Below are 18,504 nucleotides of genomic sequence, written 5' to 3' on the forward strand. Positions count from 1 at the left end.
TTATCGTATTAAAGCAATGAATACAGAAATATTAGGTGTGGCTTTGCAAATTGTCCTGATGGTGGTATTGGCCTATCCATTGGGAAAATACATTGCCAGGGTTTATAAGGGAGAGAAGACGTGGTCGGACTTTATGGCTCCCGTGGAGAAATTAATTTATAAGGTATGCGGCATCGATCCGAAGGAGGAAATGAACTGGAAACAGTTTTTAAAGGCATTATTGATTTTGAATGCTTTCTGGTTTTTCTGGGGGATGGTTCTTTTGGTCAGTCAGGGATGGTTACCGTTGAATCCCGATGGAAACGGTCCGCAAACTCCTGATCAGGCATTCAATACTTGCATCAGCTTTATGGTGAACTGTAATTTGCAGCACTATAGTGGCGAAAGCGGATTGACGTACTTCACACAACTATTCGTTATCATGCTCTTCCAGTTTATTACGGCGGCAACCGGTATGGCGGCCATGGCGGGTATGATGAAAGCGATGGCTGCTAAAACGACCAAGACTATCGGTAATTTCTGGCAATTTCTTGTGGTGAGTTGTACCCGTATTTTACTGCCACTTTCTTTAATTGTAGGTTTCATTCTTATTCTACAAGGAACTCCGATGGGATTTGACGGAAAGATGAAAGTTACTACTTTGGAAGGTCAGGAACAGATGGTTTCACAAGGTCCTGCGGCTGCTATTATACCTATCAAGCAATTAGGAACGAATGGGGGTGGCTATTTTGGCGTCAACTCTTCACATCCCTTGGAAAATCCGACTTTCCTCACAAATGCAGTGGAGTGTTGGTCTATTCTGATTATCCCGATGGCAATGGTGTTTGCTTTTGGATTCTACGTAAAACGGAAAAAGTTAGCGTATAGCATATTTGGTGTAATGCTGGTTGCATATTTAATCGGAGTCTTTATTAATGTAAGTCAGGAAATGGGAGGAAATCCCCGTATCGATGAGATGGGAATTTCTCAGGCCGGCGGAGCGATGGAAGGCAAGGAGGTACGTATCGGTGCGGCTTCCGGTGCACTTTGGAGTGTAACGACTACGGTCACATCCAATGGTTCTGTCAACAGTATGCATGATTCTACCATGCCGCTCAGTGGTATGATCGAGATGTTGAATATGCAGATCAATACTTGGTTTGGTGGTGTCGGTGTAGGTTGGATGAATTATTACACTTTTATTATTATAGCAGTGTTTATCAGTGGATTAATGGTAGGGCGTACACCGGAATTTTTAGGAAAGAAAGTAGAGGCCCGCGAAATGAAAATAGCGACCATTGTGGCATTGCTTCATCCGTTTGTGATTTTGGTAGGCACGGCTTTATCCAGCTACCTGTACGCACATCATCCGGAGTTCGTGACGAGTGAAGGCGGCTGGTTGAACAACCCAAGTTTTCATGGATTGAGCGAACAGCTTTACGAGTATACTTCTTCTGCGGCCAACAATGGTTCCGGTTTCGAAGGGCTGGGAGATAATACTTATTTTTGGAATTACTCATGCGGTATAGTACTTATTCTGAGTCGTTTTATTCCGATTGTAGGTCAGGTGGCCATCGCCGGGTTACTGGCTCAAAAGAAATTCATTCCGGAGAGTGCAGGTACTTTGAAAACGGATACGGCAACTTTTGGTGTTATGACTTTTGCTGTTATTTTCATTGTGGCTGCTTTGTCATTCTTCCCGGTACACGCATTGAGCACGATTGCCGAACATTTTAGCTTATAAAAAGTAAAAAGGAGAAAGAAAAGTATGAAAAATAATAAATCCGCTTCTTTATTTCAAAAGGAGCAAGTTATGGAAAGCTTGAAGCAGTCGTTCGTGAAATTGAACCCACGGATGATGATAAAGAATCCGATTATGTTTACCGTGGAGATAGTGACTGCCATTATGCTCGCTGTCACGATCCTTTCATTGGGAACAACAGAATACGGTACTTTCGGATACAATTTTGTCGTGTTTGTGATACTGTTCATTACCTTATTGTTTGCCAATTTTGCCGAGGCTATTGCCGAAGCGAGAGGAAAGGCGCAAGCCGATAGTTTGCGTAAGACCCGTGAAGAGACTCCCGCAAAGGTACTCGTAGGAGATAAAGTACAGACAGTAAGCAGTTCGAAATTGAAGAAAGGTGATATTTTCATTTGTGAGGCAGGGGATACGATTCCTGCCGATGGTGAAATAATCGATGGGTTGGCTTCTATCGATGAGAGTGCGATCACTGGAGAATCGGCACCGGTAATCAGAGAGGCCGGAGGTGATAAAAGTTCTGTAACCGGTGGTACGAAAGTGCTTTCTGATAACATTAAAGTGTTGGTTACACAACAACCCGGAGAGAGCTTTTTAGATAAAATGATTGCATTGGTAGAAGGTGCTACCCGTCAGAAAACGCCGAATGAAATTGCATTGACTATTTTATTGGCAGGTTTTACATTGGTTTTCGTAATTGTCTGTATAACCTTGATCCCTTTTGCCGATTATACGAATGTCGACCATCCGGGCACAACGATTTCCATTGCCGCAATCATTTCTTTGTTCGTTTGTTTGATTCCCACTACTATTGGCGGTTTATTGTCCGCTATCGGTATTGCCGGGATGGATCGTGCTTTGCGGGCAAATGTGATTACGAAGTCGGGTAAAGCTGTTGAGACGGCAGGGGATATCGATACCTTGCTGCTCGACAAAACCGGGACAATTACCATAGGTAACCGGAAAGCGACCAGATTTCACGCAGCTCCCGGTATCAATGAGCGTAGCTTTATTGAAGTTTGTTTATTGGCATCCTTATCCGATGAGACTCCGGAGGGAAAATCCATCGTAGAGTTGGGGCGCGAATCCGGACTCCGAATGAGAAATCTGAATACGACGGGTGCTCATATGATTAAATTTACAGCCGAGACCAAATGTTCGGGTGTTAATCTGGCCGATGGGACTCAGATCCGTAAGGGGGCTTTTGATGCGATTCGTCAGATGGTAGAGAAAGCCGGAAATAAATTTCCGAAAGAAGTGGAAGAGGTAATTGCATCTATTTCCGGTAATGGTGGTACGCCGTTAGTGGTTTGTGTAGACCAGAAAGTGAATGGTGTCATCGAATTGCAGGATATTATTAAACCGGGTATTCAGGAACGTTTTGAACGTCTGCGTAAAATGGGAGTGAAGACTGTAATGGTGACAGGTGACAACCCTTTGACTGCTAAATACATTGCAGAGAAAGCCGGAGTAGATGATTTTATAGCAGAAGCCAAACCGGAAGACAAGATGGAATATATTAAAAAAGAGCAGCAATCCGGTAAATTGGTAGCAATGATGGGAGACGGAACGAACGATGCTCCTGCTTTGGCACAAGCCAATGTGGGAGTGGCAATGAATAGCGGTACACAGGCAGCAAAAGAGGCTGGAAATATGGTTGACCTTGATAATGATCCTACTAAATTGATCGAAATCGTGGAAATCGGAAAACAGTTGTTGATGACTCGGGGTACGCTGACTACTTTCTCCATTGCCAATGATGTTGCCAAATACTTTGCAATTGTTCCTGCATTGTTTATGGTGGCCATCCCTGAATTGGCTGCATTGAATATTATGGGATTGCACAGTCCTGAAAGCGCCATTCTTTCGGCTGTCATATTTAATGCGATTATTATTCCGATTTTGATTCCGTTGGCTTTGAAAGGAGTACAATACAAACCGATAGGCGCCAGTGCGTTACTTCGCCGTAACCTGCTTATATATGGTTTGGGTGGCGTGATCGTACCTTTTGTGGGTATTAAATTAATAGATATGGTGGTTAGTATATTCTTCTAAATCGTGTAGTAATGAAAACTTTATTGAAATCATTAAAAATAACTCTTGCCTTCTGTATATTTTTTTCTGTGTTTTACATTTTTGTCTTGTGGCTGTTTGCACAATTTGCCGGCCCTAACAACGGTAATGCGGAAGTTGTAACATTAAATGGTGAAGTTGTCGGAGCTGCTAATGTAGGGCAGGCTTTTACAAAAGATATTTATTTTTGGAGCCGTCCTTCGTGTGCCGGCGATGGTTATGACGCTGCCAGTTCCGGCGGTAGCAACAAGGGGCCTACTAATCCTGAGTATTTGGCCGAAGTAGAGGCACGTATCGATTCTTTCCTGATTCATCATCCCTATTTGAAGCGTAGTGAGGTGCCTGCTGAGATGGTGACGGCCAGTGGTTCGGGTTTGGACCCCAATATTACTCCGGCTTGTGCCTACGTACAAGTAAAAAGAGTGGCCCAGGCACGTGGCTTAAGCGAAGAAGCGGTAAGGGCGATTGTAGATAAATCCGTGGAAAAACCTTTGTTGGGGCTTTTTGGGACAGAGAAAGTAAATGTATTAAAGTTGAATGTAGCTTTGGAAGAAGCAAAAAAATAGTTTAAGGTATGAAGATTTTTAGTAAAGAATTAGTTGTTAGTTTATTAACTGTTACAGTATCTGGTTTCATGGGGATAACAAATGCGAATGCACAGGAATTTACAGTTCAGGGAGATCTTGTCAGTTCTTATGTTTGGCGTGGTATGTATCAGACAGGAGCGAGTTTTCAACCGACCTTGGCATTCAGTGTCGGGGGATTTTCGCTGACAGCTTGGGGATCTACTGATTTTGACGGGTATGCATCCACCGAAGGGATGGCAAATAAAGAGATTGATCTGACAGCTGCTTATACATTTGGTGAAAGTGGTCTTACTCTCTCGGTTGCCGATCTTTGGTGGGCAGGTCAAGGACGTGGAAAGTATTTTAACTTTAAAAGTCATGAAACGGCTCACCATTTTGAGGCTGGGTTAGCTTACACGTTACCGGTCGAAAAGTTTCCTTTATCTATTGCATGGTATACCATGTTTGCTGGTATGGACAAGAAACTGAACGACAAAGGTGAGGAAAAGCAGAATTACTCCTCTTATGTCGAATTCAATTATCCGTTTTCTTTAAAATCAGTAGATTTGAATGTAACTTGTGGTATTGTTCCTTACAAGGCGGCTCGACAATATAATTGTAATGGTTTTGCTGTAACTAATGTAGCATTGAAAGGAACTACGGCCATTCGGCTTACGGATAAATTCTCATTACCTGTTTTTGCGCAGGCCATCTGGAATCCCCGCATGGAGGATGCCCATTTGGTATTTGGGATAACGTTGAGACCTTGATTGTGATTTCAACATTTTTTTGAGAATCTCATGAATTAGTTGTAGGGCTCGTAGCAATAGTGATTATTGTTACGGGCTATGTCATTCTTAAATAGATATAGGATGGAGAGAGAAGAAAGTGTACAACATTTTCTGGACCTGATAAAGAAGTCGCGCCGGGGGAAGTTTAAAATTTACATCGGAATGATTGCCGGGGTAGGTAAAACTTATCGAATGTTGCAAGAAGCGCGTGAACTGCTTGATAATGGTGTGGATGTGCGGATTGGTTATGTGGAGACACATGGGCGTGCCGGTACGGAGGCAATGTTGGAAGGTCTACCGGTGATTTCCCGGAGGAAAATCTTTTATAAGGGTAAAGAACTGGAAGAGATGGATTTGGAAACCATCATTCGTATCCACCCGGAGATTGTTGTTGTGGATGAACTCGCCCACACTAATGTGGAAGGGAGTTTAAATGAAAAACGTTGGCAGGATGTAATGACTCTGCTTGACGAAGGCATAAATGTGATTTCTGCTATTAACATTCAGCATATTGAAAGTGTAAATGAAGAAGTGCAGGATATTTGTGGCATTGAGGTGAAAGAACGGGTGCCCGATAGTGTGTTGCAAGAAGCGGATGAAGTGGTGAACATCGACCTTACTGCCGAAGAGCTGATAACCCGTTTGAAGGCCGGAAAAATCTATCGTCCGGAAAAAATAGAGATGGCCTTGAATAATTTCTTTAAAACCGAGAACATTCTTCAGCTTCGGGAGTTGGCATTAAAAGAGGTAGCATTGCGTGTCGAGAAGAAAGTGGAAAATGAGGTGGTAGCCAGCGTCGGGATACGGCATGAACGTTTTATGGCTTGCATCAGTAGCCATGAAAAAAGTCCGAGACGGATCATTCGTAAGGTGGCGCGGCTCGCTACCCGTTATAATACCTCTTTCATTGCACTTTATGTGCAGACTCCGCGTGAGAGTATGGATCGAATTGATTTAGCAAGCCAACGATATCTGTTGAATCATTTTAAATTGGTGGCGGAATTGGGAGGCGAGGTTGTGCAGGTACAATCGAAAGACATATTGAAAAGTATTGTCGATGTTTGCCGTGAAAAGCAGATTACCACAATTTGTATGGGGAGCCCGAATCTCCGTATACCGAAAGTCTTTTCTACCGTATTCGGTTATAAAAAGTTTTTGGCTGATTTAGCACAAGCGAACGTAGATTTGATTATACTTGCAGTGGAATAGATAATGTGCAGATGTACCCGATTTCTTTAATTGGCACATTGGCATATTTGACACATTACTAAATTATTTATTATGAATATAAAAACGAAATTACTTTTGGGTATTGGAATGTTGGCAGGCATGATTATCCTGCTGGTGACGCTTTCTGTTGTTAATTTGCAGATATTGACAGCTACCGAGCCCGATAGTCCGGCAGCTATGCCCGGGCTGGAACGCGCTTTGCTGTGGGTTTCTGTCACGGGAGGAATTTGCATCCTGACGGGACTTTTTTTGTTGTTTTGGCTTCCTCGCTCCATCAGTCGGCCTATAAAAGAACTTAAACAGGGAATTCTTGAGATAGCCAACCATAATTATGAGAAACGGCTCGAGATGAAAGGAAATGAAGAATTTCGTGAAGTAGCCGACAGTTTCAATCGCATGGCGGAACGTTTGACTGAATACCGGGCCAGCACTTTGGCCGATATTCTTGCAGCCAAAAAGTTCTTGGAAGCTATTGTAAATAGTATCAATGAACCGATCATCGGTTTGAATACCGAACGCGAGATTCTTTTCATCAATAATGAAGCATTGAATGTTCTTAACTTGAAAAGGGAAAATGTCATTCGTAAGTCGGCAGAGGAATTATCATTGAAGAATGACCTGCTCCGCCGTTTGATTCGTGAACTGGTAACTCCCGGAAATAAGGAAGAACCATTAAAGATATATGCCGACAATAAAGAAAGTTATTTCAAGGCTTCCTATATTCCTATTAATAATACCGGTGTTGGGCAAGGTGAACCTCATAGGTTGGGGGATGTCATTCTTTTGAAGAATATTACGGAATTCAAAGAATTGGATTCTGCTAAAACCACCTTTATTTCTACGATCTCCCATGAATTGAAAACTCCTATTTCCGCTATCATGATGAGTCTTCAGTTGTTGGAGGACAAACGTGTGGGAGTTTTGAATGAAGAACAGGGGCAATTATCTAAAAGCATTAAAGAAAATAGCCAGCGTCTGCTTGAAATCACCGGAGAGTTGCTGAATATGACGCAAGTGGAAGCCGGAAAATTGCAAATGATGCCTAAAATCACTAAGCCTATTGAACTGATAGAATATGCAATCAAGGCAAATCAGGTGCAAGCTGATAAATTTAATATACAGATTGAGGTGGAATATCCGGAAGAGAAAATTAGTAAACTGTTCGTAGATAGTGAGAAGATAGCTTGGGTGCTTACCAATTTGCTGAGCAATGCCATCCGTTATTCTAAAGAAAATGGCCGTGTCGTTATCGGTGCACAACAGGATGGAAATTATGTGGAACTTTATGTACAGGATTTTGGTAAAGGTATCGATCCGCGTTATCATCAAAGTATTTTCGACCGTTATTTCCGTGTGCCCGGAACAAAGGTACAAGGGAGTGGATTAGGACTGTCTATTTCTAAAGATTTTGTAGAAGCGCATGGCGGAACTCTGACTGTACAGAGTGAGCTGGGGAAAGGAAGCCGATTTGTAATCCGGTTAAAGGCATGATTCGGGACTATTCCTATGTCGTTTCGCCTTAAGTGCCGGGTATCGGACTACACTAACAGGTTTCTACAAGGCATCAAGGGGAAACCTCCTTTTCTTTGAATATAAACTTTCTTTTGTCTGGTGAAAAAATGCTGTTTGTTCTTTTATAATCTATAATCATTGTCATACATATATTGAGATAAATTGGAGATAAAGGAGGAGGTTTGTTCCGTTTTTTATATTTTTGTAGTGTTGGAATAATTAATGCAATGCACAAATGAAACAGAACGGAAGCACCATTACCCTTTTATCTCTTTTTATTGTAGCTTTCTGGTCGTGTGTCTCCAGGCCGGATGAGATTGTGACGACTCTTCAACGGGCAGAATCGTGTATGGAGATGTATCCGGACAGTGCTTGGCATTTGTTGAGTGGAATATCCGATCCTGATGATTTGTCTGACAAAAAACGGGCAGATTATGTGTTGTTGTTGACACAGGCACGTGATAAAAATTATATGGATATGTCTGTCGATTCTTCCATCACTTTTGCTGTTGATTATTTCAAGAAAAACGGTAATAAACGAAAGTACGGCAAAGCGTTGTATTATTACGGGCGGGTGCTTCAAGGAAAGCGGGAAACGTCACGGGCAATGAAAACTATTTTGGATGCCCGGCACATTTTGGAAAAAACGGAGGAATACAAAATCATGGGATTACTGCTTACAGATATATCGATTTTAAATCGTGAACAATCGCTTTATGATGAGGCTATCAATACCTGCAGGCTGGCTATTGTTTACTATTATCGGGCAAAAGATACATTGGGGGTTGCTTATACCTATCAGACGATGGGAAGTTCTTTTTTTCTAAAACAGGAGATGGATAGTGTCTATCAGTGCGCGACAAAGAGTTTGCAACTACTTTCGGATAATCCCGTCTTGTTGAGAATAGGGGCTTCTAAAATGTTGGGAATGATGTATAGCTTTCAAAAAGAATATCTTAAAGCCGAAGAAATTTTTCTAAAAATAATTGATGAAGAACCTCGCGAAGATAGACTTACAATGCACTATATGTCTTTGGGGCGTTTATATCAACTGATGGGGCAGAAAGAGTTGGCGGAAGAATATTTAAAATGCTGTCTGGATAGCCGCAGTTTGTTTACCCGTTCTGACGCTTATGCCTGTTTGGCGGGGTTAGCCAAAACCAGACATGACTATGAACAAGCTTTAACTTTGAAAGAAAAGTCCGATTCACTATTATATATTGCTGAAAATGAGAAAAAAAGGGAAGACCTGATGCGTCTTCAAACAGGATATCAGAGAGAAAGATTAGAAAAAGAAAAGCTACAGATTAAATTGGAAAACAGGATATTGCAATTGGGATCTATAGTGGTATCCATTTTATTTTTGGGTGTAACGTATTATTTTTATAATAGGTATTGGCGAGCGAAATTACAAATAAAACAGATCGAAAAATCATTGGAGAAAAACAACAGGCAGATTGCTGTGTTTTTGAATGAAATAAACAGGTATAAACAACAGGACGATGAAAAAACAAAGGAGACGGGTTCCAAAGTCAGAGACCTGACCTATCAAATAAACCGACTCGCTCAGGAAAATGTAGAACTTCGTAGTAAAGTAGATGTGAGCGAACTTATGAAGATATTGAAGAATGGAACCGTCATAGCCGAAAAGCTGACTTCTAAAGAATGGGATAAAATATTTAATTTGGCAAATTGCTTACATGCAGATCTTCTCGTTAAATTGAAAGAAGAACATAATCAATTGACAAAACATGATATTGAACTTTTGGCGTTTATATTATTAGGATTTACCTCTAAAGAGTTGATGGTCGTTTTTGATAGTAAGGATATTCGTACTATTTTCAAAGCAAAATCCCGGCTGAAAGAGCGCTTGAGGCTAAAGAAAGAGGAATCTTTAAATGAATTTCTTCAAAAAATGCAAGAAAGCTAAATTGAAATTGTCCACTAAATATGTATTTATTGGACACAATGTTTTGATTTATAGTATTATAACCTGTCTACCTCTGTGTTTGCGATAGGTACAGATTAATTACTTAGCTTTGTAGCATAATTAAAAAACACTGAAGAAATGAAAACACGTGCTATTCTATTATTATTGATTTGTCTTAACTGTACGGCTTTTGCACAAAGGAATAATCCTGTTATTACATCGTTTGGGAAAATCAATTTAGATGGTCATTGGAAAGGCGATGATTTTGGAGATGAAGGTGACCATCGTTCTATTCCTTATATACCTGTCATTGCTTCTCTTGAAAAAGACATTCTCATATTAGAATTTATGGAAGTGGGTAGTGATATTACAGTGACCATTGTCGGCAAGAATCAAATACTTCTTTCTCATTCCCTTTTGATCGATATTCCTGGGAAATATTGTATTCCTATTGATGCTTATACTCCCGGAGTTTATTTATTGGAACTTTCAAATTCATAAGGTGGATATATCTATGGATGGTTTGAATTGAAATAGTTCTTTTTAATTTTAGTGTACTACCTTTTAATAATAATATGATGATGAAGAAGCATTTGCCGATATTAATCGTTCTATTGATGGCACAGAGCATCGGTTTGTTGATAGCTCAACAAGATACGATTTTGGTTTTTAAAGGGCGTCTTGATACTGCTTCAACAGCTTTGCAAACCATAAAGCCTTGCTTGTTACGAACAGAACGTTCTAATAGTGATTTTGGAGGGATTATTGAAGTACAATGTGAAGCGGGAATGAGCGAAGAAATGCAATGCTGTATAAAAGTTGCTGCACAATTGTGGGAAGAAAAGTTGTATATCCCTAAGAAAGTTGTTCTAAAATTTGAGAAAGAGAAAATGGGGGTGGGAGCAGAGGATTTTGAGGCTCAGGTACGATATACGTCTTTGTTAGGTACTACTAAAATGTATTCTCAGAGCTATTTTATGAACTTTTTGTCAGATGATAAAAGAAATGTAGAGGATGCTATAATTAAAATAAATGACGATGTGGATTGGGATTATAGCTTTAGTGGAGAAACAATAAATAAGAAGAATCTTACAACGGCAATGTTACGTGCTATTGCGATGTCATTAGGATTTGGATCATCTGTCATTGATAATTCTACGAAAGGTATTACTTTTTTTGTAAGAAGATGCTTTTCTCCTTTTGATGATTTTGTTATAAATTCCAATAACGTGTGTTTAAATGAAATGCCTAATAATGGACGTACGAGTCAGGAACTTGTTTCATTTGTAACAGGAAACAATGTTTATTATAAAACTACTAATAATGAGAATCTTAAATTATATGCTTCACCGGAATTTCAGGGCTATAATTATCTAAGTTATTTTGATACAACAGGGGATTTGATGTCATACAATATGAGAATTGGAGACAAGAATCAGCAAGTAGATAGAAAAACACAGGAAGTTCTTGAGACAATTGGTTGGAAAGAACCGGAAAAAGGGTTGAAAATTGTAGCAGATGGTATTGATAATACGGGGATGGCTTCTGCGACGCGAGGTTATAGTTTTCGTGCGGAGATTCCTTCCGGAAATATAATAAAGTATTCGTGGAAATATGAATTGTTGAATAACGAGATGGATTATGTTCTCATAAAAAAGGGAGAATCTTCTGAGTTTGCAATAGATAAAGTGGATGAATTAGCTAAATATAGGAAAAATGTAAACGGTGATATTAAGGGTAAAATAAGCTTGAATGCTATTGTTGGTGGTAAGGAGGTGTCTAAAGTATTTCATGTGTATCTTAGTACTAAACCAACCTTTATCTCTGTGAAAGTGGATTCTATAACTCCAATTTCTGGAACAAGATATTATAATCTTGATATCACTGTGATATATGATGGGGCTGATTATCTTTATGTAGAACAGTCTGAAGAATTTGGAGATATAGTCAATACGCACTTTTATTATGAACCTTATATTGCTCATCTCAGGTTTAAACGTATTTTTATGATAGGAATGTCTTGGGTTGATATGGAATTAAGTAATAATGAGGGAAAAGTATATTATACTGTAGAAATTCCAAATCAGATGGAACTCTTAAATCATTCTACTTTAATACAAGAAGAGGTTATAAACTCAGAAATTGCACAAATAGAAGTAAGGGATATACAGGGGAGAATAGTTCTTCGAACAGATAATTATGAATCTGTTAGTTGTTTGTCAAAAGGAATATACATCGTAACACTTACATATACGAATGGCAAAACAGTAACCCGAAAAATGTGTCAGTGATGAAATGTTTGGTTTTTATATTGATTGTTACTTGTTCTTTGAGTGTCTATACGCAAAATAATTATACTCTTTCTGGAACTGTAATAAAATCGAGTGATATCTCTTTAGATGAGTACGGAGCTTTATTACTGGATGATAGTTGTGCTTTTCATGTTGTAGATAATTGGGGGAAGATCATAATTCCGAATGTTTGCGAATGGGGTTTTGGGGTCGAAGTAGAGCAGGGAAATTACGTAAAAGTGAAAGATGCAGCTTCATTGGATTATGGGATTGTGATAAATTCATTGGCAGGATATGGATATTCTGATCCCAAGTATCGAAGATACACGATAGAAAATGATAGCTCAGTTTATTTTAAAGGGAAAGTAACCTTTTCGGGAGAGTATCAAGGACGAAAAATACAACTTGATAGAGACTTTTATATAAATTTACTTCCCTCTTTACCGAAGGTTAGAGTGTTGGATGTAACCTGGAGTAACTACGATGCCCAATGGAATATATATGATGACGCATACATGACGATACAGATTACTTCTGATAGAATGGAAAATATTTATTGTTTGGAGCAAGATGTGTCTTTTACAGGCCATGCAGTGTCTTCGTTCTTTACGGCTGACGTTGATGCGGACAAAGGAATTGGTCTTTTGCCTTTTTATGATGGGGATCGTTGTTTTCGCTTTTTTTCCTATAATTTTAGTGGAACAGTTGAGTGTGAAGACACTTTATACACTGCGAAAGTGGCTACATCTATCCCTCCCTCTGTTAAAATGGAGAATGCGCCATTCTATCCGAATCCGGTAGAAAATATTTTGTTTGTGCAAGATGGTATGAGTGATATTTTTCCTTTATCTATATACGATTCCAGAGGACGGCTTGTGAAATATGTGGGAGTTCCGATGAGTGAGATTGATGTTTCGAACCTTATACAAGGTGTATATTTTGTTTTATATAGAAATAAATCTTCTCAAGGAGAAGCGATCTTTAAGATGATGAAAGAATAGAGCTGTACTAACCATTATAAAAGAAAGGATAAATCATGAGAAAATTATTACTATTATTCTTGTTTTTGGGATGTGTGGGATTCTCTTATGCTCAAGAGGACGGAACTGAGGTGATTAGTCTGGGGAGAGACTTCTTTCGTAAGGAGAGTATTCCCAAACCAATAGTACGAGAAGTTGTTGGCGGAACAATTATTCAAGTAATATATGAGGGTAATGAGTGGGAACAAAATTTAGATAGGAAGAATGCTTTTGAACATGCCTGCCGTATTTTTGAAGAGCAGTTGCCTACCGCTTTACCCATTAAGGTGAAAGTTAAGTTTGGAAAGTTGAGGGGAAGTAATGTAATTGCTAAAACAACTCTTCATACGGATTCTTGCAAAATGGATCCGCGTGACGATCTTTCCAGAGCTTGGCGATCTACGATAAAGTGGAAATTTAAAGATTTAGGGCTTGGAAATGCTAAAGTTGGGATGAGCTTTTTTGATAAACCTGATGGCGAGATAATTTTTAATAGTGATGATATATATTCGTTTTCACTAAATGATGTCCAAGAAGACAAGTATGATTTTGTAACGGTAGCATTGCGTGAACTTTGCAAAATAATGGGATTTTATTTTAGTGCTCGGGGAGATAATACAACAAAGGTAATTGAATTTGATAGAAATTCTTTATTTCCTTTTGATTTGGTTGTTTTAGGAAACCAAGTGCTTGATCCTTTTAAGGCATATAGTTATGCTACATCAAATAAAGCAACCTTGTCGGTTGGCGGTTTTGGGCCATATGATTTATATTCTCCTACTATATTTGAGTATGGACGTTCTTTATGCTTTTTTAAACCGGATGAGACGGATAATGAAACGAGGCTGATGCAACCCGATTTACCTCGTGGTACTTCTATACGCAATATCGGTGGATGGTTTAAAGGCTTCTTAAAGGCAATTGATTGGGTCCACTATACAGCTGTTGGTGGTGGCGGTGGTGGAGAGCCTACTGTAACTTCTACTTCTACAGATAAGGCTAAAAGGTATGATGAAGTGTGCACTTTCTCTAATCCTCAAAAAAGTTTGAATTATAATGTCGCTTTAAGAAATGAGGAAGTTGTTGATAAAGATGATGTGGATAAGTATATATGGCAACATAGTTCTTATGCGTTAGATGATGATGGTGACATACTGTATGGATGGGTGGTCAGTGTTTTACGTAAAGACGGTACTTGGGAAATTATACCATCTACTTCTTCGTGGAATGAAAGTGAGGTTTCATTTATGCCATCTTCTATTGATGTGAATAAGGCAGATCAATATGCACGTTCCAGTGATGGATATTTACGTTGTCGGGTTAATTATACAAGTTATCCTGTAGAAGTAAATAGATTGGCTCGCTATTTTCTTTTAGATTACCTCCCTCAAAAACCGGAGATGGCTTTTTCTAAAGTAATGCCACAGACGAGGACTGTTGCGGACGATTACTATGCGGATGTGAAAATAGGATTTAAGAATGTGGAAGGAACAGAAAAAATTTTGGTTGAACAATTAGAAGAAGGATCTCCTGTTCCTTTTACTTATTATGTTGAGGATGTGCGAGATGGCTATTTTATAGCTTCGGTGGATAAGGAGTATAGTACTACTTTTAAATTGCGTGCCATGAATAAATATGGAGAAACTGTTAGTGAACAATTAATTGTTGCTCCATTAGTGCCGGCAACATACACTCTAAATTCACAAGTAAATGGTGACCTTTTGTCCTTGAAATTAGAGAAAGGCCGTAAAAGAAGCTTGGATGACAGGGCGTTAATAGATTATAGAGTGTTAGACTTGAATCATTCAATGATAGTAAGAGAAGGCAAGGTTGACAATAATATCATTGATATAAGTTCATTGGAGAAAGGTATGTATGGTTTACAGGTCTCGGATACGGAAGGGCGATCTTATGATACAAAGTTTGTAAGATAAGTTTCATGGATTTTCTAAGGGGGAATTGAAGTGAATACCAGGAAGGTGTGTCAGAATAGAAAAATTGACATACCTTCTTTTTCTGTTTTTTCAAAATAGCCGACCTTATAAATCACGGTTAATTTCGATATTTGAATTATCTGATGCTTTCGCTATAAAAGTGTATAGTAAAACTGAGAAATATATAATGTAGATTGAGGATATAAATGAATTGGGAAGTCTTGTATCGGATATTTATATACTTCAATTGTACGATAACAAAGGTGTCTGTTATAAAACAATTAAATATATTAAGTGAATAAATTAATCAATTGATTGTAAATCATTGAGTTATACTGTTGATGACTAAGGTGATTATCTGTTGATAACCCTGTTGATAACGATGTTGATAATATCTTGTAGATAGATACAGGCTTTCTGATCATTGAAAATAGTCGTGAGGATTATTCTTTATCCGAGGTTACTCTTCTCGACTTTCCTTTCTGTATTTGATATCTTTTAATGACCGGTGGGTTATCTTGTTAATAACTTTGTGTATACTTGTTAATAACCCTGTTAATAACGGTGTGAATAATTGATATTATTTAAGTGGATAAGGAGAGTGCTTGCGATTCTGAATCATTGAAATATCTTTAATCGTTTTTTCACGTTGATCCTTTCTTACAGTACTACAGAAATCGATCAGTTTTGGGGAATAAAAAAGCGCCTAAGAGTGGAAGCCTCCCAAACGCTAATTTTCTTTTGGTAGCGGGACCCGGGATTGAACCGGGGACCTCATGATTATGAATCATGCGCTCTAACCAGCTGAGCTATCCCGCCATCGTTTCTCGATTGCGGGTGCAAAGATAGATACTTTTTTTTATTCTCCAAAACATTTGTCGTTTTTTTCTGTTTTTTATTTAAGGATCGGCTCTTTGAGTTATCATAAATAGATACATTGAGAGTGGAAAATAAAAAAAGAAAGAAAATAAAGTGCATGATTTATACTGCGTAATTAGAAAAAAGTATTTATCTTGGCACACACAATTTAAGGTGAATATAGCTATGAAAAGAGAGAAAATACGTTTGGAGTATCTTCTGAATGCGACCTCTAAAAACATTCTTTGGTCAGCAATCAGCACACCGACCGGTTTGGAGGACTGGTTTGCAGATAAAGTCGTGTCGAATGATAAAATAGTGGAATTTCATTGGGGGAAAACGGAGCAACGTGATGCCGAAATTACGGCCATACGCGCTTATTCTTTTATCCGTTTCCGTTGGCTGGACGATGAGAACGAAAGAGACTATTTTGAAATTAAAATGAATTATAATGAACTTACAGGTGATTTTGTGTTGGAAATTACTGATTTCGCAGAGCCGGATGAAGTAGACGACATGAAAGAATTGTGGGACTCTCAGGTTAATAAGTTGAGAAGAACTTGTGGTTTTTAGTTAACTTTCAACTAAAAACTTTCTGCACTCCTTTTTTTGTGCTAATTTTGCATCTCAATCGCACGAAACGTATTATAAGATGCTACGCATAAAAAGATTAGATATATTTATAGTAAAGAGTTTTTTACTGCTCTTTATTGGTACATTCTTCATTTGTCTCTTCATCTTCATGATGCAGTTTTTGTGGAGATATGTGGACGAACTGGTCGGAAAGGGATTGGAGATGAGTGTGATGGCTCAGTTCTTCTTTTATTCGGCATTGAGTCTGGTGCCTTTGTCACTTCCGCTGGCCGTATTGTTGGCATCCCTTATTACTTTTGGAAATTTTGGAGAACGTTATGAATTGCTCGCCATGAAAGCGGCGGGCATTTCTTTGCTTAAAATCATGCGTCCTCTCATCATACTTGTCTGTATCATTTGTGGAATTTCCTTTTATTTTCAGAACGTGATCGGTCCCATAGCGCAAGGAAAATTGGGAACGTTGCTGATTTCTATGAAACAGAAATCTCCGGAGGTGGATATACCGGAAGGGGTGTTCTATTCGGAAATTCCCGATTATAACCTTAAAGTGCGGAAGAAAGATCGTAAGACCGGTATGCTATACGATGTGTTGATCTATAATTTTAAAGACGGGGCGGAAAATGCGCATATTATTTATGCCGATTCCGGACGTATGGAGATGACGGCGGATAAACAACACTTGTATCTGCATCTGTATAGCGGTGAGCTGTTCGAAAATTTGAAGAGCCAGAATGTGAAGGCGCAAAATGTGCCGTATCGGCGGGAATCTTTCAAGGAGAAACATACTATTATCGAGTTTAATTCGGACTTTAATATGGCCGATGCGAGTATAATGAGCAATCAGGCCACTACGAAAAGTATGCAGACGTTACAGGTTTCCATCGACTCGATGGAACATGTGGGAGACAGTATCGGACGCCAGTATTATAAAGAGGCCATTGGCGGGGTATATAGCAATCCCGGTGGATTGTCAAAAGAAGATACGATAAAGATTACACAGGCCGATATCGGATCTTACAATGTAGACAGTCTTTTCGAAGCCGCAACGCTGATGCAGAAACAAAAGATTCTCTCTTCTGCTGCAAACCGTGCCGAAAGTCTGCAAGGAGATTATGGCTTTAAGATTTACAACATGAGAGAAAATGATTATCAGATCCGCCGGCATGGAACGGAATGGCACAAGAAGATAACGATTTCTCTTTCCTGTCTGCTTTTCTTTTTTATTGGAGCGCCGCTCGGCGGCATTATCCGTAAAGGCGGATTGGGGATGCCTGTGATAGTATCTGTGCTTGTGTTTATTGTTTATTATGTGATAGATAATAGTGGATACAAGATGGCACGAGACGGTAAATGGATTGTATGGATGGGGATGTGGCTCAGTTCTGCCATCCTGGCGCCGTTGGGGGCATTTCTTACTTATAAATCCAATAATGATTCGGTGGTGCTGAATGCGGATGCTTATACTTCCTGGATCAAACGGGTGATAGGTATCCGTGGTGTGCGCCATTTGTTTAAGAAAGAGGTTATTATCCATGATCCGGATTATTCGAAGATTTCTGCGGAACTTACTGCTCTCACTACAGAATGTCGCGCATATATAAGTAAACACCAACTGAAGAAAGCACCCAATTATTTTAAACTTTGGATGTCTACCGGCGAAGATGATGAAGTGAAAGCGATCAATGAGCGTCTGGAAACGTTGATTGAAGAGTTATCGAATTCAAGATCGTTTACTTTGCTGACAACTTTGAATAACTATCCCATTATACCTGTGGCTGCTCATGTGCGGCCGTTTCATGTATATTGGTTGAACCTGTTGGCGGGAGCCATTGTGCCGATAGGATTGTTCTTTTATTTCCGTATCTGGATATTCCGTATACGACTTGTACGGGATATAGAGAAGGTTATAAAGACCAACGAAGATATTCAATTCATAATAAAAGAGAATCATAATTTATAGAATAA

At 39.1% G+C, this 18,504-nt stretch carries 13 protein-coding genes and 1 tRNA gene; 13 read left to right on the forward strand and 1 reads right to left on the reverse strand.

Annotation, left to right across the window (positions count from 1 at the left end; translation table 11 throughout):
• The first annotated feature begins 16 nt into the window (after window positions 1-16).
• The 11 genes from kdpA (at window position 17) to RB604_RS07235 (ending at window position 15,087) form a co-directional block, all read left to right on the forward strand.
• On the forward strand, window positions 17-1,723 hold the full coding sequence (gene kdpA, locus RB604_RS07185; RefSeq protein WP_005926428.1) for a potassium-transporting ATPase subunit KdpA: 1,707 nt from the start codon (window positions 17-19) through the stop codon (window positions 1,721-1,723).
• A 24-nt stretch (window positions 1,724-1,747) separates the two neighbouring features.
• Window positions 1,748-3,796 carry a potassium-transporting ATPase subunit KdpB gene (gene kdpB / locus RB604_RS07190; protein WP_005926424.1) on the forward strand — a complete coding sequence of 683 codons (2,049 nt, stop codon included), beginning with the start codon at window positions 1,748-1,750 and terminating at the stop codon, window positions 3,794-3,796.
• Between the two features lie 11 nt (window positions 3,797-3,807).
• On the forward strand, window positions 3,808-4,380 hold the full coding sequence (locus RB604_RS07195; protein WP_007478863.1) for a K(+)-transporting ATPase subunit C: 573 nt from the start codon (window positions 3,808-3,810) through the stop codon (window positions 4,378-4,380).
• Window positions 4,381-4,448: 68 nt separating this feature from the next.
• Window positions 4,449-5,150 (forward strand): hypothetical protein, encoded by a 702-nt coding sequence (locus RB604_RS07200; protein WP_373133219.1) that lies wholly within the window; start codon window positions 4,449-4,451, stop codon window positions 5,148-5,150.
• Between the two features lie 102 nt (window positions 5,151-5,252).
• Window positions 5,253-6,380 carry a hypothetical protein gene (locus RB604_RS07205; RefSeq protein ID WP_005926415.1) on the forward strand — a complete coding sequence of 376 codons (1,128 nt, stop codon included), beginning with the start codon at window positions 5,253-5,255 and terminating at the stop codon, window positions 6,378-6,380.
• A 72-nt stretch (window positions 6,381-6,452) separates the two neighbouring features.
• Window positions 6,453-7,892 carry a HAMP domain-containing sensor histidine kinase gene (locus RB604_RS07210; protein WP_005926412.1) on the forward strand — a complete coding sequence of 480 codons (1,440 nt, stop codon included), beginning with the start codon at window positions 6,453-6,455 and terminating at the stop codon, window positions 7,890-7,892.
• Between the two features lie 256 nt (window positions 7,893-8,148).
• The gene (locus RB604_RS07215) at window positions 8,149-9,843 is read left to right on the forward strand and encodes a tetratricopeptide repeat protein (RefSeq protein ID WP_055293454.1); all 1,695 of its coding nucleotides are present in this window, start codon (window positions 8,149-8,151) and stop codon (window positions 9,841-9,843) included.
• 138 nt (window positions 9,844-9,981) lie between these two features.
• Window positions 9,982-10,344, forward strand: a complete 363-nt coding sequence (locus RB604_RS07220; protein ID WP_005926403.1) for a DUF3244 domain-containing protein — start codon at window positions 9,982-9,984, stop codon at window positions 10,342-10,344.
• Window positions 10,345-10,418: 74 nt separating this feature from the next.
• A complete protein-coding gene (locus RB604_RS07225) occupies window positions 10,419-12,134 on the forward strand; it encodes a T9SS type A sorting domain-containing protein (protein ID WP_229103553.1) in 1,716 nt (571 codons plus the stop codon).
• The gene (locus RB604_RS07230; RefSeq protein ID WP_005926397.1) at window positions 12,134-13,135 is read left to right on the forward strand and encodes a T9SS type A sorting domain-containing protein; all 1,002 of its coding nucleotides are present in this window, start codon (window positions 12,134-12,136) and stop codon (window positions 13,133-13,135) included. The genes RB604_RS07225 and RB604_RS07230 overlap by 1 nt, the downstream gene beginning before the upstream one ends.
• A gap of 35 nt (window positions 13,136-13,170) precedes the next feature.
• Window positions 13,171-15,087 (forward strand): hypothetical protein, encoded by a 1,917-nt coding sequence (locus RB604_RS07235; protein WP_007478858.1) that lies wholly within the window; start codon window positions 13,171-13,173, stop codon window positions 15,085-15,087.
• Between the two features lie 742 nt (window positions 15,088-15,829).
• On the opposite strand, the gene RB604_RS07240 is transcribed toward RB604_RS07235, so the two are convergent.
• Window positions 15,830-15,906: transfer RNA gene (locus tag RB604_RS07240), tRNA-Met, on the reverse strand.
• Window positions 15,907-16,131: 225 nt separating this feature from the next.
• Between RB604_RS07240 and RB604_RS07245 the strand changes: the two genes are divergently transcribed.
• Together RB604_RS07245 and RB604_RS07250 are read left to right on the forward strand one after the other, a co-directional pair.
• The gene (locus RB604_RS07245; protein ID WP_025819194.1) at window positions 16,132-16,518 is read left to right on the forward strand and encodes an START-like domain-containing protein; all 387 of its coding nucleotides are present in this window, start codon (window positions 16,132-16,134) and stop codon (window positions 16,516-16,518) included.
• A 79-nt stretch (window positions 16,519-16,597) separates the two neighbouring features.
• Window positions 16,598-18,499, forward strand: coding sequence for an LptF/LptG family permease (locus tag RB604_RS07250; protein ID WP_007478857.1), 1,902 nt, complete (start codon window positions 16,598-16,600; stop codon window positions 18,497-18,499).
• The last annotated feature ends 5 nt before the right edge of the window (window positions 18,500-18,504 follow it).

Origin of the sequence: Bacteroides salyersiae (assembly GCF_031172035.1) — a bacterium.
GTDB classification, from domain to species: Bacteria; Bacteroidota; Bacteroidia; order Bacteroidales; family Bacteroidaceae; genus Bacteroides; species Bacteroides salyersiae.